A 20,447-nucleotide genomic window follows, 5' to 3' on the forward strand; every position below is an offset into this window, starting at 1 on the left:
TGTTACAACACCAGATGCGGTAGCCACAGGGAAATGGCGGGGATGTAAGTGACCAGCATCAACACCAGAAACAGCACCGCATAAAACGGCAGCAGCGCCTTCACGGTGCTCTCGATACTGACCTTGCCCACCGCCGAACCGACAAACAGCACCGCACCCACCGGCGGTGTTATCAGCCCGATCCCGAGGTTGACCAGCATGATCATGCCGAACTGCACTGGATCGACACCGATGCCGAGAATTACCGGCATCAGGATCGGCGTCAGGATCAGGATCAGCGGCGCCATGTCCATCACCGTGCCGAGCAACAGCAGCATGACGTTGATGCACATCAGGATCACGTAGCGGTTGTCCGACAAGGTCAGGAACAGCGTGGTGATTTTCGCCGGAATCTGCATCAGGGTCATGATGTAGCCGAAGCTCGCGGCGAAACCGATCAGAATCATCACGATGGAAATGGTGCGTACCGTGCGGTGCATCAGCTTCGGCAGTTCACGCCACTTGTAGTCACGGTAGATGAACATGGTCACGAAGAACGACCACAACACGGCGATGGCCGCCGATTCCGTGGCGGTGAAAATCCCCGAGAGGATGCCGCCGAGGATGATCACCATCGCCATCAGGCCCCAGAGGGCTTCGCCGACGATTTTCAACGCCTGGCGCATCGGGATGACTTCACCCTTGGGGTAGTCGCGTTTTTTCGCGAAGATCAGGCACAGCACCATCAGGCAGGCGCTCATCAGCAACCCCGGCACGATGCCCGCCATGAACAGCGAGGCAATCGAAACCGTACCACCGGCGGCCAGGGAGTAGAGCACCGAGTTATGGCTTGGCGGCGTGAGCAGGGCTTGCACCGAGCCGCTGACGGTCACCGCGGTGGAGAAATCCCGTGGATAGCCCTTGCGTTCCATTTCCGGAATCAGCACCGAACCCACCGACGCGGTGTCGGCCACCGAGGAACCGGAGATCGCGCCGAAGAAGGTCGAGGCGACAATGTTGACCAGCGACAGGCCACCGCGCACGAAACCCACCAGCACCCCGGCACACGCCACCAAACGCCGCGACATGCCGCCCTCGGCCATGATCGCGCCGGCCAGGACGAAGAACGGAATGGCCAGCAGCGAGAACTTGTTCACCCCCGACGCGACCTGGATCATCACCGCCTGGAACGGGATGTCGATCCACCATGCCCCGATCAGCGCGGCGGCGCCCAGCGCATAGGCGACCGGCATGCCGATCAGGATCAACAGGATAAAACTGCCCAGCAGAATCAGAGCGTCCATTAAGCGCCACCTTCACTTTCTTCAACCAGATCGAACTGCACGACCCGCCGTTTGCTCTGGTCACCGAGCAAGAGTTTTTCCAGGACGAAAACCAGTGTCAGCAAGCCGCCCACGGGAATCGGCAGATAGGTCACGCCAACCCGCAGATCGGGCAGGGCCGCCATGAACTGATTCCAGGTGGACATGCACAACTTGGCGCCCCAGATGGTCATGAAAATGCAGATTGACGCCATGAGCAGTTGCGAGAATATCGCCGCCGCGGATCTCACGTGCGGTGGCATGCGGTCGGTGAGCATGGCCACAGCCATGTGCGCACCGGCGCGGTAACTGGCGGCGGCACCGATGAAGGTGAACACCATCATCAGCAGGATCGCCGTAGGCTCTGGCCAGCTCGAACCGGTGCCCAGCACGTAGCGGGCGAACACGCCCCAGGGAATCATCAGGGAAATCGCCAGAACGGAAAGGCCGGCGACCCAAATGCACGTCATGTAGATCTTGTCGTTGATACGCAGCAGTAGATTCTTCATCGGGTTCCACCGTAACCGGGCGCGCCTGAGTGATCAGGTGCGCTGGGCCTGGTTAATGAGGACGGAGCGGGAGGCGTTACTGCACGGCTTCGATTTTCTTGATCAGGTCGGCGTACTTCGCACCGTACTTTTCCCGCACCGGTGCGGTGGCGTCGTAGAAGGGTTTCTTGTCGACCTCGATGAACTCGACGCCAGCGGCCTTGAGTTTTTCTTCGCTGGCAGCGGACTTCTTGTCCCACAGCACGCGCTCTTCAGCCTGGGCAGCCTTGGCGGCGGTCTTGACCAGCGCCTGTTGATCCGGGGTGAGTTTTTCCCAGGTGATTTTCGACATCACAATCGGCTCTGGCAGGATCAGGTGACCGGTCAGGCTGTAGAACTTGGCGTTCTGGAAGTGGTTGTGTTCGAGCAGGGTCGGCGGGTTGTTTTCCGCGCCGTCGATCACGCCGGTCTGCAAGGCGCTGAAGATTTCCCCGGTGTCCATGGCGATACCGTTTCCGCCCATGGCGTTCATCATGTCGATGAACATCGGGTTGCCCTGGACACGAATCTTCATGCCCTTGAGATCTTCGAGCTTGCGTACCGGTTTCTTGGTGTAGACGTTGCGCGTGCCGCCGTCCATCCAGGCCAGAGCCACGAGGCCGAATTCGGAGTTGGTGATTTTGTCGAGGATCTCGTCGCCTACCGGGCCATCGATGACGTTACGCATGTGTTGATGGTCGCGGAAGATGAACGGCATGTTGAACACGTTCACGTCCGGCACTACCGGGCCGACGATACCCAGGCTGACGCGAGACAGCTGTACCGCGCCGACTTGCATCTGCTCGATGACTTCCTTTTCTGAGCCCAGCACGCCGCCGGGAAAGTATTGGAAGGTCAGCTCGCCGTTGGTCTCCTTGGTCAGGGTCTTGCCCATGTTTTCTTCGGCCACCACGGTGGGATAACCGGCGGGATGGATGTCAGCGAATTTGAGTTGCAGGGCCTGGGCGGCGCCAGTGAAGGTGAACATCAGCGGGAGTGCAGCGGCCAGCAAGGTGCGTTTGAAGTTCATGGGGGTGAGTCTCCAGTCTTGTTATTGTTGTGTTCAAGGCGCAGCGGTGCAGCAGAGGAGGGTGTTACAGGGAATCGTCGAACAGCGGTTCTTCCAGGCCTTTGACCCCGGGGTTGAGGGCGAACACGCCGCCGGCCAGAGATTGCGGATCGCGGTCGTCGCCGGGGCGAATCGAGGTCACGAAGAGGGTGTCTAGGCGGCTGCCGCCGAAGGCACACATCGTCGGTTTCTTCACCGGCACTTCCAGCGAGAAATCGAGGCGGCCGTCCGGGGCAAAACGGTGAATCAGTCCGGCGTCGTTGGCGCAGATCCAGTAGCAGCCTTCGGCATCCACGGCAGCGCCATCCGGCCGGCCGGGGAAGTGGTTCATGTCAACGAAGATCCGCCGATTCGATGGTGTGCCGGTCTCGGTGTCGTAATCGAAGGCCCAGATCAATTGCACGTGCGGATGTGAATCGGACAGGTACATCGTCTTGCCGTCAGGGCTGAAGCCGAGGCCGTTGGGCACGATGAAGCCGTCGAGTCGCGCTTCGATCACACCAGACTGCCCGGCGCCGTAGCGGTAGAGCCGGCCTTCGGATGCGTTCAGGCCCATGTTCAGCACCATGCTGCCAGCCCAGAAACGGCCCTGGCGGTCGCAGCGACCATCGTTGAGGCGCATGTCTGCTCGGCTGTGCTCGACGGTGGCGAGCCATTCGCTGTCGAGGCTGCCATCGCTGTGCGGGTGCAGATGAAAAAAGCCGCTCTCCATGCCGGCAACCCAGCCGCCACCGCTGCGACGGGCGATGCAGGCGAGCATCTGTGGGGTTTTCCAGGCCTGCACATGGCCGGTGTCAGCGCTCCAGCGTTGCAGCCCGCCGTTGGCAATATCGACCCAATACAGCGCGTTTTCCTGCGGCACCCAGACCGGGCTTTCGCCCACGGCGTTGCGAGCATCGACGATCAATTCGGCTTGCATACTCATTCCTTTGCGTCGTTGGCAGAGTGTTCAGTCGCCGAAGGGGCCGGCCGCGACGAATGCGCCGCCCTGATAGACCCGCGCCGGGTCATCGGCGGCGGGCATAGGCTGCGCTTCGACTTTTTCGCGGAACACTTCGGAGCTGTCTCTGGCTTCAAAACCGAGGTGACTGGCGAAGCGGTTGTCCCACCAGACGTCCTTGTTGGCGGACATGCCGTAGACCACGGTATGGCCCACGTTTGGCGTGTACAGCGCGCGCTCGAGCAATTGCGTGAGGTCGTCGAAACTCAGCCAGGTGTGCATCATTCGGCGGTTCTGCGGCTCGGGAAATGAGGAGCCGATGCGGATGCTGACCGTCTCGATGCCGTAGCGATCGAAGTAGAAACTGGCCATGTCTTCGCCGTAGGACTTGGACAATCCGTAGTAGCCGTCGGGGCGGCGGGCGCAGCTGGCATCGAGCGGCTCGTCCTGTTTGTAGAAGCCGATGACGTGGTTGGAACTGGCGAAGATCACTCGCTTCACACCATGGCGGCGTGCAGCTTCGTAGATGTGAAATACGCCGCAGATGTTGGCGCCGAGGATCTCTTCGAAGGGCCGCTCCACGGAGACACCGCCGAAATGCAGGATCGCATCGACGCCTTCGACCAGTTGGTGCACGGCGTGTTTGTCGGCAAGGTCGCAGGGGACGATTTCTTCGCGATCATCAATGGCTGGGGCGAGGGCGGCGATGTCCGACAGGCGCAGGACATGGGCATAAGGGCGCATACGTTCGCGCAGGACTTTGCCCAGGCCACCGGCAGCGCCGGTCAGCAGCAGACGGTTGAACGGGGCGCGGGGAGTAGAGGTAGACGTCATGGCAATCCCTTACACGTTGTTATTAGGTTTGTTGTAGGTTGTCGTATGACTGCACTGAAGTATCGGTAGGCTTTCCGGAACTTGTCAACGCGACTTTTGGGGTAAATGACGGAAGGGGCTCATTCACTTTTCAATCACCGCGACGCCTTCGTTGCAATGCAATCCCCTTGTGGAAGCGGGCTTGCTCGCGAAAGCGGTGTGTCATTGAAAGATGAATTGACTGACCCGACGCATTCGCGAGCAAGCCCGCTCCCACAGGGAAACCCGGTGTGAGGACTGGCTTTACAACAACGAAATCGGATAGCTGACAAAGATCCGGTTCTCATCGAACTCATTGGTGCTGAAGTCCCGGCGTATCGTCGCGTTGCGCCATCTCACGTTGAGGTTTTTCAGCGGCCCGCTCTGCACGGTGTATCCCAGTTCCGACTCGCGACCCCATTCCTTGCCGTCGGTGATCGTCCCGGTGTGCACGTTTTCGCCGCTGATGTAACGGTTCATCAGGGTCAGGCCGGGAATGCCGAGGGCGACGAAGTTGTAGTCATGCCGCAACTGCCAGGAGCGCTCTTTGGCGTTGTCATAACTGGCGTTGTAGCTGTCGTTGGCCAGGGTGCCGCCGCTGGTGCCGTTGACCCGCATCCACGCGTCATCGCCGCTGAGTTTTTGCAGGCCGACATAGAAGGTGTTACCGCCATAGCGGGCCGACAGCATGGCAAATGCAGTCTTGTTATCGAGGTCGCCGGCCTGGGCGCTGCCGTCTTCCTTGCCGGTGAAGAAACCGAGGTTGGCGCCCAGCGTCCAGTCGCCCAGCGGCTGGCTGTGGCTGAGGTTGAAATACTGCTGCTGGTAGATGTCGCTGAGTTCGGCGTACCACACGCCGACCAGGGTGCGCTTGTCGTTGAAGGTGTACTCGCCACCGCCGAAGTTGAAACGGTCGGAGGTGAAGGCGCCGCGGCCGTTCATCGACATGTCTTCCATGCTCGCATCGTTACGCGGGCTGTTGCCACGGAACTGCCCACCGTAGAGGGTCAGGCCGTTGATTTCGGTGGAGGTGATCTGGCCACCGCGAAAGGTCTGCGGCAACGAGCGGCCATCGTCCGAGCGCAGGATCGGCAGCACCGGCATCCATTCGCCAACCTTCAATTCGGTCTTCGACACCTTGGCCTTCAGCGCCACGCCGAGGCGACCGAAGTTGTCCGCCGGACGCCCGTCATCGTGAATCGGCAACAGTTGCGTACCGCCGGTGCCCTTGCCACCATCGAGTTTTTGCGAATACATCCCCAGCACATCGAGACCGAAGCCGACGGTGCCTTGGGTGAAGCCGGATTTGGCATCAAGGATGAAGTTTTGCGTCCACTCTTCAGCCTTGCCCTGCGGGTAGTTCGGGTTGACGAAGTTGCGATTGAAGTAGGCGTTGCGCAGGTTCAGCGTGGCTTTGCTGTCTTCGAGGAAGCCTTCGGCGTCGGCGCTCATCGGCAAAACCAGGGCGAGGCTGCTGCAGCCGATCAAACTCAGGGTGGAACACGGGCGGGGGAAGGAAATACGGGACGTGCGAACGGAATTGCAGACGAGTGTGCTCACTGTGACGCTCCCTGTTGTTGTTTTTATTATTTGTCATACGTCGTCGTACAACATGGTTGCGGATAGTTGCGAGGTTTTTCGCAAAAGTCAACAGGGCTTTTTACGATTATTTTGCGCGAGGTGGCAGCCCTCCAAATGCTGCGAAGAGGGCTGTTTTCGGCGGGTTTACCGGTTATAGAGCGCCTCTGTGTTGTCGATCAGCGGGTTTTTCTCGGTCAGGACGATCCGGGCGATCTGGTCCTTGCGCATGAAACTCACCTTCGGATGCGCCTGCGCATAACGAATGAACCGCTCCATCGCCTCGACCATCGCCGGAGTGCCGCCGATGCGGTCGTGCAGGCTCACCGACATCATCCGCCGCTTGCCAGCGCCTTCGGAGTACAGCCGATCAAATTCCAGAACCAGTTGCTGATAGAACTGCTCGGCGGAAAAGTGCCGACCCTCGATCAACACGATGTCGTTGTTGCGCAAGGTATACGGCACCACGGCGAATTTGCGTCCCCGAACCATGGTCACGAACGGTTCGTCGCGGCTGACGTCATCGATGTGGTAGCTGAAGTTGAGGTCTTGCAGAACCTTCAGCGTGTTGGGGCTGCGCCGCAGCCAGTTGGCGTTGTAGCCCACCGAGCGCTGGCCGGTAAGTCTCTCGACCGCGTTGACACCGTCGCCGATGAACTGTTTTTCCTGGTCGTAACTCATGTTGTAGGAATCGGCCCAGCGCATGCCGTGGGCTGCCAGTTCGTGGCCGCGCTCGGCAATCGCTTTCGCCAGTTCCGGGTGCTTGAGTGCCGCATCGCCGACCACATGCGAGGTGACCTTGATCCCGGTGCGATCCCACAGGTCGAGCATCCGCCACAAGCCTTCCTTGTAGCCATAATCAAACCAGGTCTGCGCCGGCAGATCAGGGTAACCCTTGGGCAATGGACTGCCGGAGAACGGACTTTCCGCACCCTCGGGCTGGCCGCCGGTTTCGAACTGCATCGACACTGAAATCACCAGTTGCGAACCGTCCGGCCACGGGCGTTCCTGGGCGAAGGCGAGGGCGGGCAGCAACAGGGCGGCGGCCAAAAGGTTTTTCAGCAGGCGTGGGGAGCGTTGCCAGTGGGGCGTGGTCATAACGGGCACCTTGCAGGTTGAGAAGGGCTGCAAGGGTGGCAGTTGCCCGGCGCGGGAAAAATCCGTTGCGGGCGAGAGGACCTTTAAACAGAATTTACCAATCCACCACGAACCCTGTGGGGGCGGGCGTGCCCGCGATAACGGTCTGCCAGTCAGCCTGTTGCCGAGCCGACTGCCGTCATCGCCGGCAAGCCAGCTCCCACAGGATTGTGGGTTTGCCGCAGGATTTGCGGCAAACTCCCGGCAACACAAGCACAAGGCCTTTCAATGGATCGATATGCCCCGCGCGACTGGCAGCCTCACGAGAAGCCCAGTCTGCCCGGTTCCCCCTCGACGCCGCTGCACTCCAACCCCAAGCGCCTGGCCTATGCGCTGGTCGGGCTGCTGGTGGCGGTGACCGGTGGTTTGGGTAACTCGCTGGTGGTCGCCAACCTGCCTTACCTGCAAGGCGCGCTGGGCGCGACCACGGCGGAGATGGCCTGGCTGCCAGCTGCTTACGTGATGACCAACGTGTCGATGAACCTGCTGCTGGTGAAGTTTCGCCAGCAGTTTGGCCTGCGTGCATTCACCGAAGTGTTTCTGGTGCTGTATGCGCTAGTGACGTTCGGTCATCTGTTCGTCAACGACTTGAGCTCGGCCATCGCGGTGCGGGCGGCGCACGGCATGGTCGGTGCGGCGCTGAGTTCGCTGGGTCTGTATTACATGGTTCAGGCGTTTCCGGCCAAATGGCGGTTGAAAGCGCTGGTGCTGGGTCTCGGTGCCTCGCAACTGGCGCTGCCGCTGGCGCGCCTGTTCTCCGAAGACTTGCTGCAGATTGCCGAATGGCGCGGCCTGTACCTGTTCGAATTGGGCATGGCCTTGCTGTCGCTGGGCTGCGTGCTGCTGCTCAAGTTGCCGCCCGGTGACCGCTTCAAAACCTTCGAGCCGCTGGACTTTCTGACCTTCGCTATTCTCGCCAGCGGCGTGGCACTGCTTTGCGCGGTGCTCTCGCTGGGGCGGATCGACTGGTGGCTGGAGGCCAACTGGATCGGCTATGCGCTGGCGGCCTCGATTGCCCTGATCCTCGCGGGCTTGGCGATCGAGCACAATCGCAGCAACCCGATGCTGATGACCCGCTGGCTCGGCAGCGGCACGATGATCCGCCTGGCGCTGGCGGTGACCCTGATTCGCATGGTCACTTCGGAGCAATCCACCGGCGCCGTCGGTTTCATGCAGAACCTCAACATGGGTTATGAGCAGTTGCACAGCCTGTATGTGGTGATGCTGATCGGCAGCGTCGCGGGGCTGGCGACCAGCGCCCTGACCATCGACCCCAAGCACCTGCTGATGCCGCTGATCATCTCGCTGGCGCTGATGGCCACCGGTTCGGTGATGGACAGTTTTTCCAACAACCTGACCCGCCCGCAAAACCTGTATTTCAGCCAGTTCCTGCTGGCCTTCGGCAGCACGTTTTTTCTGGGACCGACCATGGTGTTCGGCACCCGCAACGTGCTGACCAATCCGCGCAATCTGGTGAGTTTTTCGGTGTTGTTCGGGATCTGCAACAACCTCGGCGGCCTGCTCGGCGCGGCGTTGTTGGGCACGTTCCAGATCGTGCGCGAGAAATTCCATTCCAGTCACCTGGTCGAGCATCTGACGTTGTCCGATCCGTTGGTGGCTGCCCGTGTGCAGAGCGGCGGGTCGGCTTACGGTTCCTTGCTGGCCGACCCGAGCCTGCGCAATCTGGCCGGGATTCGCAGCCTGTCCAACGCGGCCACTCGCGAAGCCAACGTGCTGGCCTATAACGATGTATTCATGCTGATCGCCGTGATTGCGGTGCTGACCATGATCTGGCTGTCCATTCGTGCGCTGTGGCTGATGAGCACCACCAAAGCCGTCGACCCCGCGCCTTCCGTACCTCCTAGCGGTGCTTCCAATTCATGACCGAACCCACCACCACAACCACCAATGCCATCGCCGCCACCCCGGAAGGCGTGGCACCGCCGTCCTCGCCGAACACCGAGCCGCGCTCGCTGCGGGTGCGGATCATCTCGTCGCTGGGCTTTGCCGCGATTGCCATCGTCGGTGTGCTGATCGTGCTCTACGCCTGGCAGTTGCCGCCGTTCAGCAGTGCGGTCGAAACCACTGAAAACGCCCTGGTGCGTGGCCAGGTGACGATCATCGGCCCGCAGCTCAGCGGTTACGTGTTCGAGGTGCCGGTGCAGGATTTCCAGTACGTGAAGGCCGGCGACCTGCTGGTGCGCCTGGACGACCGGATTTATCAGCAGCGCCTCGACCAGTCGCTGGCGCAACTGGCGGTGCAGAAAGCCGCGCTGGCCAACGTGGTGCAGCAACGCAACAGCGCCGAAGCGACGATCAAACTGCGTCAGGCGGTGGTGGCCGACAGCGAGGCGCAGTTGCGCAAAAGCGAGGCGGATCTGCGGCGTAACAAGGAGCTGGTGAGTGACGGCTCGGTGTCGAAACGCGAGATGGACGTGACGCTCGCGGCCAATGCGCAGAGCATTGCGGCGGTGGCGCAGGCCAAGGCCAATCTGGAAATCGCCCGGCAGGATCTGCAGACGGTAATCGTCAATCGCGGTTCGCTGGAAGCCTCGGTGGCCAGCGCTGAAGCAGCGGTGCAACTGGCGCGGATCGACTTGTCGAACACGCGCATCGTCGCCCCGCGTGACGGCCAACTCGGGCAGATCGGCGTGCGCCTCGGCGCTTACGTCAACTCCGGGGCGCAGTTGATGGCGTTGGTGCCGAACCAGAAATGGGTGATCGCCAACATGAAGGAAACCCAGATGAACAATGTGCGCGTCGGGCAGCCGGTGCGCTTCACCGTCGATGCGCTGAACCACCGCAAGTTCACCGGCCATGTGCAGCACATTTCACCCGGTACCGGCTCGGAATTCGCCCTGTTGCAGGCCGACAACGCCACCGGCAACTTTGTGAAAATCGCCCAGCGCGTGCCGGTGCGGATCACCATTGATGAGGGGCAGCAGGAAGAGGAGCGCTTGCGCCCGGGGATGTCGGTGGTGGTCAGCATCGACACCGCGGCGGGTGACACACAACCGCATTGACCTGCGCAGATCAAAAATGTGGGAGCGGGCTTGCTCGCGAAAGCGGTGTGTCAGGCGATATTTTCGTATCTGATACACCGCCTTCGCGAGCAAGCCCGCTCCCACAGTCTGATTGGGTTTATCCAGCAATCATCGGCGGCAGGGTACCGAGCAGGGAGACCGCAGCAACCGCACCCATCCCCAACAACCACTCCAGCACCACACTGCGTTTGAGCGCGCCCATCCGCTGTTCGCAATCATCAATCCGCAAGCGGTTGAACAGCGCCAGTGCAAGCATGCCCAGCACCAGCAAGTTCTTGATCAGCAGAATCAAGGCAAACCCTGCAAACAGCGGCGTCGGCCACCATTGCCCGGTCAGCACGCGCACGTTGATCAACCCGGTGATCAGAAGGCCGCCAACGATCGCATAACCGACACCGCTGAAGCGTTGCAGGATCCGCCCCATCGCTGTGCTCGGCTGACGCAGGATCAACACCAACACCAACAGCAACAAGCCGCCCAGCCATGCAGCGACGCAAGTCAGGTGAACGATCTGGTTGAGGATCAGCAGTTGCCCGCTGAGGCCGTCGAGCATCGCGCCGTGACCGACCGGCGCCAGGGTCGCCAAGAGCAGCGCGCTCAAGCCCAGGCGCAGCAGCACATTCGAACGCCACGGCGTGAACAGCAATGCCAGCAACAGCGCGTTGATCAGCAGATGCCAGCGCCAGACCTGGCCGAAAAAGGTGTTGCCGAGCACCACGCCAACAGTGTCCGGATCGAACGCTGCCGCCGTCGAAGCGGCCATGCTCGCGGTGATCAACAGCGCCCAGGTCACGCCGCTGACCAAGGCAATCGCGGTCAGCCAACGCGCCAGTCGCGCCAGATGCCGATCCAACGTCGGCACTGGTGCCTTGAGCAGCAACGGCCGGAACAACCAGGCGCCGAACAACATCAACACCGCGCTGAAATGCACAAAACGGCACAGCACCAGCGCTTCACTCATGAATTACTGGCCAACCTTGAACTGGTAGGCGCCTTCGCTCTTGTGTGTGTCGACCGACACCGCGTGCCATTCGACTTTGTATTCACCGGCGGCGAGTGGTGCGGCGGGGGTGACGATCAGGGTTTTCTTGTCGCCTTCGGTGGTCAGCGGTTTGATCGCGACCGGGGCGCCATCGTGGGTCAGGCTGACTTTGGTGAAACTGGCTTCGACGCCTTCAGAAAAGGTCAGGCGCAGATCGGCCGGCGTGGCGACGGTGCTGTCGGCGGCCGGGGTGGCACTTTTCAGGTGGGCGTGGGCGAAAACCGAAGATGCGGCGAACAGCGAAGCGAGCAGGGCAGTGGTGGTCAGGACGTTCTTGAACAGCATCGCGGATACCTCTGAGGCAGGACAAAGAAGCGCCAGTTTAGCCATGCGCCGACCTTCATACGAAGTTTTGTTTGCAGCGGTCGCCCCGAGGCCAGAGCGGATGCTAGTCTTCAACAACGTCGTTGTCAGGGAGCCCTCATGGGCAATCACAAGATCGAGATCCGTCGCAGTAACGTCGAGAAAATCCTGCTCGCGGCGGAAAAAGTCTTCGCCGAAAAAGGTTTCGGCGGCACCGCCATGGCCGACATCGCCGCCGAAGTGCAGCTGCCGCGTTCCAACCTGCATTACTACTTTTCCACCAAGAGCGAACTGTACAGCGCGGTGCTGTTCGACCTGCTGGAAGTGTGGAAGCAGGATGCGCTGTGCTTCGAGATGTTCGATGATCCACGGGTGGTGCTCAGCAGCTACATCCGCGCCAAGATGAACCATTCGCGCAGCCGGCCGCACGGCTCGAAAGTCTGGGCCAACGAGATCATCCACGGCGCCCCGACCTTGGGTGAAGCGCTGGATCTGAGCCTGTACGACTGGGCGAAAATGAAGGAAGCGAAGATCCGCCAGTGGGTCGAAGACAAGCGGATTCTGCCGGTGGAGCCGTCGAGCCTGCTGTACATGATCTGGGCTTCGACCCAGCATTACGCCGACTTCGACCATCAGGTGAATATTCTCAACGAGCATCAACCGCTGTCGGACATGCAGTTCGAGCGGGCGGTGCAGACGGTGACCAGTGTGATTTTGCGCGGGATCGGGTTGGAGCCCTGATATATGAGTTGAAGCGGCTGGCCTCTTCGCGAGCAAGCCCGCTCCCACTGTTTTGAAATGCATTCCAAATGTGGGAGCGGGCTTGCTCGCCAAGGCGTCAGTTCAGACGCTACCTGCCCTAAGCTGAGACATGGTACGGATTGCGCGGATCATGATTCCAGTCCAGAAACGGCTTGCCGGTCTCCATCTGCACCATCTCGATGCAGTCCGCCACCGGGCAGGTGATCTGGCACAGATTGCAGCCAACACACTCATCATCGATCACTTCATATTTATGCGTGCCGTCGGCCTGTTTCAGGCTGCTGATCGCCTGGTGTGAAGTGTCTTCGCAGGCAATGTGGCAACGCCCGCAACCGATGCACGCGTCCTGGTCGATCCTGGCGATCACCTGATAGTTGATGTCGAGGTACTTCCAGTCGGTGGTATTGCCCACTGCGCGCCCGGAAAACTCGGCGATGTTGGCGTAGCCTTGGCTGTCCATCCAGCGCGACAGACCGTCCTTCATCTCCTCGACAATCCGGAAACCGTGGAGCATCGCCGCCGTGCACACCTGCACCGCGCCACTGCCCAACGCCATGAACTCCGCCGCGTCACGCCAACTGCCGATGCCGCCAATGCCGCAGATCGGCAGGCCCTGGGTCTGTGGATCACGGGCGATTTCGGCGACCATGTTCAGCGCGATCGGTTTGACGGCCGAGCCGCAGTAACCGCCGTGGGTGCTCTTACTGCCGACGGTGGGCAGGGCGACCATGTGTTCCAGGTCGACGCTGGTGATCGAGTTGATGGTGTTGATCAGCGACACCGCATCGGCGCCCCCGCGATGGGCCGCGCGGGCGGCGACACGGATGTCGGTGATGTTCGGTGTCAGCTTGACGATCACCGGCAGCGAGCAATAGGTCTTGCACCAGCGCGTCACCTGCTCGACGTACTCCGGCACCTGACCCACCGCTGCGCCCATGCCGCGTTCGGGCATGCCGTGCGGGCAACCGAAATTCAGCTCGATGCCGTCAGCACCGGTGGCTTCCACCAGCGGCAGGATGTGTTTCCACGATTCCTCGACGCACGGCACCATCAGCGAGACGATCAGCGCACGGTCCGGCCAGTCCTTCTTGACCTGTGTGATCTCGCGCAGGTTGATTTCCAGCGAGCGGTCGGTGATCAGTTCGATGTTGTTGATGCCTAGCACTTCACGGTTGTTGCCGTAGTGTGCTGAGTAGCGCGACGAGACGTTGACCGCTGCCGGGTCCTCGCCGAGGGTTTTCCAGACCACGCCACCCCAGCCGGCCTCGAAGGCGCGAACCACGTTGTAGGCCTTGTCGGTCGGTGGCGCGGAGGCCAGCCAGAACGGATTGGGCGCTTTGATGCCGGCGAAGACTATCGAGAGATCGGCCATTTACGCAGCCTCCACGTTGAGCATCAGTTGCGCGTTGATCGCCTCGGCGGCGAGTTTGCCATGCTGTACCGCTTGCACGGTGAGGTCCTGATCGAGGCTGGTGCAGTCGCCGCCGGCATACACGCCGGGAATGCTCGTGCGCAGGTTGTCATCGACCTGAATCCGTTCGCCCTGACGCTTGAGTTCACGGGCCAGCGGGTCGGCGAGGGCGCTGCTGTCGAAGGCCTGGCCGATGGCTTTGAAGATCGCGTCGGCGGCCAGTTCGAAGGTCTCCCCAGTGGTTTGCAGACGACCGTCGACCAGTTGCGTGCGGGCGAAACGCATGCCGCGCACCTTGCCTTGCGCGTCGAGCAGTACTTCCTCCGGTTGTGCCCAGGTCAGCAGGCGCACCTGATTGGCTTTGGCGATGTCTTGTTCGTGGCCGGTGGCGCCCATGTCCGCCGCACCCCGGCGATACACCAGATTCACATCGCGGGCACCGAGGCGGGCCATTTGCACGGCCATGTCGATCGCGGTGTTGCCGGCGCCGAGGACGATGCAGCGTTCGGCAAGTGGCAGTTGCGTCAGGTCATCGGCCTGGCGCAGTTCGCGGATGTAGTCGGTGGCGGCGAGCAGGCCGGGCGCGTCTTCGTGGGCCAGACCGAGCTGTTTGCTGGCGTTGAGGCCGAGGCCGAGGAACACCGCGTCGAACTGCTGATGCAGCTCGCTGAGGGTCAGATTCTCGCCGAGTTTCTGCCCGTGACGGATTTCGATGCCGCCGATCTGCAGGAGGAAATCCAGCTCCTTCTGCGCGTAATCGTCGACCAGTTTGTACTTGGCGATCCCGTATTCATTGAGGCCGCCAGCCTTCTCCCGTGCTTCGAAAATCACCACGTCATGCCCGTGCATCGCACTGCGGTGGGCGCAGGACAAACCCGCTGGCCCGGCGCCGACCACGGCGATGCGCTTGCCGGTGCTGGCCGCACGCTGGAATGGGTGCTCGGTGAAATTCGCATTGTCCACGGCGTAGCGTTGCAGCAGGCCGATGAGTACCGGCGCGCATTCTTGGGCGTTGTTGCGCACGCAGGCTTGCTGGCAGAGGATTTCCGTTGGGCAGACCCGGGCGCAACTGCCGCCGAGGATGTTCGCCGAGAGAATTTTCTGCGCCGCACCGGGCACGTTGTCCTGATGGATATTGCGGATGAACGACGGAATATCGATCTCGCTTGGGCACGCGTTGACGCATGGCGCGTCGTAGCAATACAGGCAGCGCGAGGCTTCCAGATGCGCCTGCCGGGCGTTGAGCGGTGGCGCCAGATCGGTGAAATGGCCGGCGAGGGCGGCCGCGCTTTCGTGCGGGTGCGGGAGATGGTTCAGGGTTTCGATCACGGTTTTTTGCCTCACGGTTATTGAGGTTCTCTGCCTCTGATGGGCAGTGGTTTTTGTGTCGTTTGGGAGGGCCTCTTCGCGAGCAGGCTCGCTCCCACAGGGGAATGCATTTCAAATGTGGGAGCGAGCCTGCTCGCGAAGGCCGAAGGCCTGGATTTCAGCGTTTCACAGCCGCCGGCTTGTGCCTCTCAGCCCGCTTGCTCAGCAAATCAAACACCGTCGGATACGCCGGCCGTTCGATGTACCGCCCGGCCCCACGCTCGGCGCGCAGGTCGCCGTCGGCCCAGACCACTTTGCCCTGGCTGACGGTATGGCTCGGTACGCCGCGCACGGTCTTGCCTTCGAAGATGTTGAAGTCCACCTGCTGATGGTGGGTCTTGGCGGAGATGGTGCGGGTGCCTTGCGGGTCCCACAGCACCAGGTCGGCATCGGCGCCGACGCGGATCGCGCCTTTGCGCGGGTAGAGGTTGAAGATTTTCGCGGTATTGGTGGAGGTGAGGGCGACGAAGTCCTGCATCGACAAACGTCCGCTGTTGACCCCTTCATCCCACAGCACTGCCATGCGGTCTTCGATGCCGGCAGTGCCGTTGGGGATCTTGCTGAAATCGTCGCGCCCGGCGGCTTTTTGCTCGGCGCAGAAGCAGCAGTGGTCAGTGGCGGTGGTGTGCAGATTGCCGTTTTGCAGGCCATGCCACAGGGCTTCCTGATGGCCGCGCGGGCGGAACGGCGGGCTCATCACGTAGCCGGCGGCGGTCTGCCAGTCCGGGTGCTGGTAGACGCTGTCGTCGAGCAGCAGATGCCCGGCCAGCACTTCGCCGTACACCGGTTGACCCTTGCTGCGGGCGTAGGTGATTTCGTCCAGCGCTTCCTTGGTGGAAACGTGCACCAGATACAACGGCGTGCCGATGGTCTCGGCAATACGGATCGCCCGGCTCGCCGCTTCGCCTTCCACCTGCGATGGTCGCGACAGTGGATGCGCTTCCGGCCCGGTAATGCCTTGGGCCATCAACTTGCGTTGCAGGTGATAGACCAGCTCGCCGTTTTCCGCGTGCACGGTCGGCACCGCGCCGAGTTCCAGGCAGCGTTCAAAACTTGCCACCAGCGTGTCGTCGGCGGCCATGATCGCGTTCTTGTAGGCCATGAAATGTTTGAAGCTGTTGATCCCGTGATGGCTGACCAGCTCGGCCATTTCCTCACGCACTTGCTCGCTCCACCAAGTGATCGCGACGTGGAAGCCGTAGTCCGATGCCGACTTCTCGGCCCAGCCGCGCCACTGATGAAACGCTTCCATCAACGACTGCTGCGGATTGGGAATCACGAAGTCGATGATCGACGTGGTGCCGCCGGCCAGACCCGCAGCGGTGCCGCTGTAAAAGTCTTCACTGGCCACGGTGCCCATGAAAGGCAGTTGCATGTGGGTATGTGGGTCGATGCCGCCGGGCATCAGGTATTGGCCGCTGCCGTCGAGCACTTCGGCGCCGGCGGGAACATCCAGGTTCTGACCAATGGCTTTGATCACGCCGTCGGCGCAATAGACGTCGGCGCGATAACTTTCATCATGGGTAACAACGGTGGCGCCACGGATCAACAGAGACATTCCGAGTTCCTCGCAGGCATGACCGACTTGTGCCGGTTCTAAATGTTTTATTGATGTACAACGCTGATCGGCGTATTCCTGTCAGCGCTGTCAGGAATAGAAGCTAGTCGCAGTTTTGAAATTGATCAAGATTATTTTTTATAAGCTTATGACTGTTTTAAATCTATGAAAAATAACGTAAAAAAACATAAATCACCAAAATGGTGAGGCTGTTCACCATTTTGACGCACTTGACAGGATGGAATTATGAGCAAGATTTCCTATGTGAAATCAGCCGCTTGAAGTTGAGCTGCGGTTGAGCGCCCGTGATGAAAAAAAGTGCAGTGCACCAGATTGAGTCCTGACAGTTCGAACAACTTGGCAAACGTTTGGCCTGAGCGTGCAGACAAGTTTTCGCGGACTCTTTCGGTGAATAATTAAAACCGAGCAATATCAGAAAGTTGCAATGTGTTTGAACCACGGCCCTACCGTTAAGCGGGGCACCCGGCACGTTTATTGATGCCGCCGCTGACACCATGGCCGGTACACGAAAGTTGTCAGTTCCTCCGGCCATCGTCCGGCTCGCACCCCGTGTGCAGCCGCCTGATGAGCAAAAAAATAATCAGAAGAACAGTGGAGCGGCCATGCAACAGAACAGATCGCAAGTGACCGAGCGCGACGGCTTGTTCGAACTCGAAGCCGGCAGTGACGTCCTCGACAGTCCCCGTTACAACCACGACATGGCACCGACCAAGGTGCGCGAACGAACCTGGAACAAATGGCACATCACCGCGCTGTGGGTCGGTATGTCGGTGTGCGTGCCGACCTACACTCTCGGCGGCGTACTTACCGCGTATTTCGGACTGAGCGTCGGCGAAGCGCTGATGGCGATTCTGCTGGCCAACGTCATCGTGCTGATTCCGTTGACCCTCAATGCTTTCCCCGGCACCAAGTACGGCATTCCATTCCCGGTGCTGCTGCGCTCGTCGTTCGGCGTGCTCGGTTCCAACGTGCCGTGCCTGATTCGTGCACTGGTGGCGTGTGGCTGGTTCGGCATTCAGACCATGTTCGGCGGGCTGGCGATTCACCTGTTTCTCGGCTCGATCTTCGACGGCTGGAAATCCCTCGGCGGAACCGGCGAGGTGATCGGCTTCATGATCTTCTGGTCGCTGAATCTGTGGGTGGTGATCCGCGGCGCCGAGTCGATCAAGTGGCTGGAAACCCTGTCCGCGCCGTTGCTGGTGGCGGTCGGCATCGGCCTGCTGATGTGGGCGATGCCCAATGTGTCGATGACCGAGCTGCTGGCGATTCCACCCAAGCGTCCTGAGGGCGCGAGCGTGGTCAGTTACTTTGCCGCCGGGCTGACGGCGATGGTCGGCTTCTGGGCCACGCTGTCGCTGAACATTCCTGACTTCAGCCGTTACGCCAAGAGCCAGAAGGACCAGATCCTCGGGCAGATTTTCGGTCTGCCGCTGACCATGTTCCTGTTCGCTTCGCTGGGTGTGGTGATGACTGCCGCGTCGGTGAAACTGGTCGGTGTCACCGTGTCGGATCCGGTCAGCCTGATCGGCCATATCCAGAGCCCGCTGTGGGTGGCGGTGGCCATGGCGCTGATCATCATTGCCACGCTGTCGACCAATATCGCAGCGAACATTGTCTCGCCGACCAACGACTTCCAGAACATCGCGCCCAAGGTGATCAACCGCACCAAAGCGGTGTTGCTCACGGGCTTCGTCGGGCTCGCGCTGATGGCCCATGAGCTGCTGAAAAAGCTGGGGCTGATCGTTTCCGATGTCAGCCTGGAAACCGTGTATTCCAACTGGCTGCTGGGCTATTCGAGCCTGCTCGGACCGATTGCCGGGATCATGGTGGTGGACTATTTCCTGATCAAGAAACAGCAGCTGGACCTGGCCGGGTTGTATCGCGATGACGTCTATCCGGCGTGGAACTGGGCCGGGTTTACCGCGTTTGGCGTGCCGGTGGTGCTGACCTTGCTGTCGCTGGGTAGCGATGCGTTCAGCTGGTTTTACAGCTACGGCTGGTTTACCGGTTCGGCGCTGGGTGGGGTGATTTATTACGGGTTGTGCGTGATGCGGGCGCAGCCTTCGGTCGTGAAATCACCGGTGTGAGGGAGGGCCTCATCGCTGGCAAGCCAGCTCCCACAAGGATCAAGTCGTACACAAACCATGAGTTCACTCAAAACCTGTGGGAGCTGGCTTGCCAGCGATGGCGGCCTGGAAAACACCAAAGAAATACCCTAAGAAACTGCCTGAGGAGATCAACATGAACGCAGCCGTAGACGTTCTGCAATCCACCCATCAGCACATCAACCGCGACCGCCTCTGGGCCTCGCTCATGGAACTGGCCAAGCTCGGTGCCACGGTCAAGGGCGGGGTCTGTCGCCTGGCGCTGACCGACCTCGACCGTCAGGCCCGCGACCTGTTCGTGCAGTGGTGCAAGGACGCCGGATGCAGCGTCACGGTGGATGAAGTCGGCAACATCTTCGCCCGCCGTCACGGGCGCAATCCGAACCTGCCGCCGGTGATGACCGGCAGCCACATCGATACCCAGCCCACCGGCGGCAAGTTCGACGGCTGCTTCGGTGTCCTCGCCGGCGTCGAAGTGCTGCGCACCCTCAATGACCTCGGCGTGGAAACCGAAGCGCCGCTGGAAGTGGTGGTCTGGACCAACGAAGAAGGCTCGCGCTTCGCCCCGTGCATGATGGGCTCCGGGGTGTTCGCCGAGAAATTCACCCTCGAAGAAACTCTGGCCAAGGTCGATGCTGACGGCGTCACCGTCGGCGAAGCCCTGAATGCGATCGGTTACGCCGGGTCACGCAAGGTCAGCGGTCATAAGGTCGGTGCCTATTTCGAGGCACACATCGAGCAAGGCCCGATCCTCGAAGACGAGCAGAAAACCATCGGCGTGGTGCTCGGCGCCCTCGGGCAGAAGTGGTTCGACCTGAAACTGCGCGGCGTCGAAGCCCACGCCGGGCCAACCCCGATGCACCTGCGCAAGGACGCGCTGGTCGGCGCCTCGGTCATCGTTGGTGCGGTCAACCGCGCCGCCCTCGGCCATCAACCCCACGCCTGCGGCACCGTCGGTTGCCTGCAAGCCTACCCCGGCTCGCGCAACGTCATCCCCGGCGAGGTGCGCATGACCCTCGACTTCCGCCATCTGCAACCGGAGCGGCTGGATTCGATGATCAGCGAGGTGAAACAAGTCATTGAGGCGACCTGCGAAGAACACGGCCTGACCTATGAACTGACCCCGACGGCCGACTTTCCGCCGCTGTACTTCGAGAAGGGTTGCGTCGAAGCCGTGCGCGGTGCGGCAAAAGGTTTGGGCCTGTCGCACATGGACATCGTCAGCGGCGCCGGGCATGACGCGATCTTCCTCGCCGAACTCGGTCCTGCGGGGATGATCTTCGTACCGTGCGAAGGCGGGATCAGCCACAACGAAATCGAGAATGCCGCGCCGGATGATCTGGCGGCCGGGTGCGCGGTGTTGTTGCGGGCGATGCTGGCGGCTTCGGCGATGGTGGCGGAGGGGCAGCGCGCGGCCTGAAAACGCGGC

At 61.1% G+C, this 20,447-nt stretch carries 17 protein-coding genes; 5 read left to right on the forward strand and 12 right to left on the reverse strand.

Going from position 1 to position 20,447, the window contains the following annotated elements:
- Positions 1 to 2 precede the first annotated feature (2 nt).
- The 7 genes from CRO59_RS14295 to CRO59_RS14325 all read right to left on the reverse strand — a co-directional run bounded on the left by CRO59_RS14295 (position 3) and on the right by CRO59_RS14325 (position 7,365).
- Entirely contained in the window at positions 3 to 1,283 is a 1,281-nt protein-coding gene (locus CRO59_RS14295) for a TRAP transporter large permease (protein WP_027613212.1), read from the reverse strand.
- Positions 1,283 to 1,810 (reverse strand): TRAP transporter small permease, encoded by a 528-nt coding sequence (locus CRO59_RS14300; protein ID WP_096795906.1) that lies wholly within the window; start codon positions 1,808 to 1,810, stop codon positions 1,283 to 1,285. The genes CRO59_RS14295 and CRO59_RS14300 overlap by 1 nt, the downstream gene beginning before the upstream one ends.
- Positions 1,811 to 1,886: 76 nt before the next feature.
- Positions 1,887 to 2,858, reverse strand: a complete 972-nt coding sequence (locus CRO59_RS14305; RefSeq protein WP_097088010.1) for a TRAP transporter substrate-binding protein — start codon at positions 2,856 to 2,858, stop codon at positions 1,887 to 1,889.
- Between the two features lie 64 nt (positions 2,859 to 2,922).
- Complete coding sequence (locus CRO59_RS14310; protein WP_097088008.1) at positions 2,923 to 3,816, reverse strand: SMP-30/gluconolactonase/LRE family protein; 894 nt, start codon at positions 3,814 to 3,816, stop codon at positions 2,923 to 2,925.
- A gap of 30 nt (positions 3,817 to 3,846) precedes the next feature.
- Positions 3,847 to 4,671 (reverse strand): NAD(P)-dependent oxidoreductase, encoded by an 825-nt coding sequence (locus CRO59_RS14315; protein WP_097088006.1) that lies wholly within the window; start codon positions 4,669 to 4,671, stop codon positions 3,847 to 3,849.
- A 282-nt stretch (positions 4,672 to 4,953) separates the two neighbouring features.
- Positions 4,954 to 6,249 (reverse strand): OprD family porin, encoded by a 1,296-nt coding sequence (locus CRO59_RS14320; RefSeq protein WP_097088004.1) that lies wholly within the window; start codon positions 6,247 to 6,249, stop codon positions 4,954 to 4,956.
- A 165-nt stretch (positions 6,250 to 6,414) separates the two neighbouring features.
- Entirely contained in the window at positions 6,415 to 7,365 is a 951-nt protein-coding gene (locus CRO59_RS14325; RefSeq protein WP_097088002.1) for a polysaccharide deacetylase family protein, read from the reverse strand.
- Between the two features lie 267 nt (positions 7,366 to 7,632).
- Here CRO59_RS14325 and CRO59_RS14330 point away from each other — a divergent pair, with 267 nt between their 5' ends.
- On the forward strand, positions 7,633 to 9,288 hold the full coding sequence (locus CRO59_RS14330; RefSeq protein ID WP_097088000.1) for an MFS transporter: 1,656 nt from the start codon (positions 7,633 to 7,635) through the stop codon (positions 9,286 to 9,288).
- Positions 9,285 to 10,427 (forward strand): HlyD family secretion protein, encoded by a 1,143-nt coding sequence (locus CRO59_RS14335; RefSeq protein ID WP_027613204.1) that lies wholly within the window; start codon positions 9,285 to 9,287, stop codon positions 10,425 to 10,427. Before CRO59_RS14330 ends, CRO59_RS14335 begins: the two co-directional genes overlap by 4 nt.
- A gap of 118 nt (positions 10,428 to 10,545) precedes the next feature.
- Here CRO59_RS14335 and copD read toward each other — a convergent pair whose 3' ends face one another.
- On the reverse strand, positions 10,546 to 11,409 hold the full coding sequence (gene copD / locus CRO59_RS14340; protein ID WP_097087999.1) for a copper homeostasis membrane protein CopD: 864 nt from the start codon (positions 11,407 to 11,409) through the stop codon (positions 10,546 to 10,548).
- A gap of 3 nt (positions 11,410 to 11,412) precedes the next feature.
- The gene (gene copC, locus CRO59_RS14345; protein ID WP_097087997.1) at positions 11,413 to 11,775 is read right to left on the reverse strand and encodes a copper homeostasis periplasmic binding protein CopC; all 363 of its coding nucleotides are present in this window, start codon (positions 11,773 to 11,775) and stop codon (positions 11,413 to 11,415) included.
- Positions 11,776 to 11,913: 138 nt separating this feature from the next.
- Here copC and CRO59_RS14350 point away from each other — a divergent pair, with 138 nt between their 5' ends.
- Entirely contained in the window at positions 11,914 to 12,534 is a 621-nt protein-coding gene (locus CRO59_RS14350) for a TetR/AcrR family transcriptional regulator (protein WP_096795914.1), read from the forward strand.
- Positions 12,535 to 12,652: 118 nt separating this feature from the next.
- Here the strand turns inward: CRO59_RS14350 and preA are convergent, their stop codons facing one another.
- The 3 genes from preA to hydA form a co-directional block, all read right to left on the reverse strand.
- Positions 12,653 to 13,927, reverse strand: a complete 1,275-nt coding sequence (gene preA / locus CRO59_RS14355) for an NAD-dependent dihydropyrimidine dehydrogenase subunit PreA (RefSeq protein ID WP_097087994.1) — start codon at positions 13,925 to 13,927, stop codon at positions 12,653 to 12,655.
- A complete protein-coding gene (locus tag CRO59_RS14360) occupies positions 13,928 to 15,295 on the reverse strand; it encodes an NAD(P)-dependent oxidoreductase (RefSeq protein ID WP_097087992.1) in 1,368 nt (455 codons plus the stop codon).
- Between the two features lie 157 nt (positions 15,296 to 15,452).
- Positions 15,453 to 16,892 carry a dihydropyrimidinase gene (gene hydA / locus CRO59_RS14365; protein ID WP_097087990.1) on the reverse strand — a complete coding sequence of 480 codons (1,440 nt, stop codon included), beginning with the start codon at positions 16,890 to 16,892 and terminating at the stop codon, positions 15,453 to 15,455.
- Between the two features lie 623 nt (positions 16,893 to 17,515).
- Here hydA and CRO59_RS14370 point away from each other — a divergent pair.
- Together CRO59_RS14370 and CRO59_RS14375 are read left to right on the forward strand one after the other, a co-directional pair.
- Positions 17,516 to 19,000: an NCS1 family nucleobase:cation symporter-1 gene (locus CRO59_RS14370; RefSeq protein WP_097087988.1), complete on the forward strand. Its 1,485-nt coding sequence runs from the start codon at positions 17,516 to 17,518 to the stop codon at positions 18,998 to 19,000.
- Positions 19,001 to 19,154: 154 nt separating this feature from the next.
- On the forward strand, positions 19,155 to 20,438 hold the full coding sequence (locus CRO59_RS14375) for a Zn-dependent hydrolase (RefSeq protein ID WP_027613196.1): 1,284 nt from the start codon (positions 19,155 to 19,157) through the stop codon (positions 20,436 to 20,438).
- Positions 20,439 to 20,447 lie beyond the last annotated feature (9 nt).

It is taken from the genome of Pseudomonas sp. LAMO17WK12:I5 (assembly GCF_900215165.1).
GTDB lineage: Bacteria > Pseudomonadota > Gammaproteobacteria > Pseudomonadales > Pseudomonadaceae > Aquipseudomonas > Aquipseudomonas putida_A.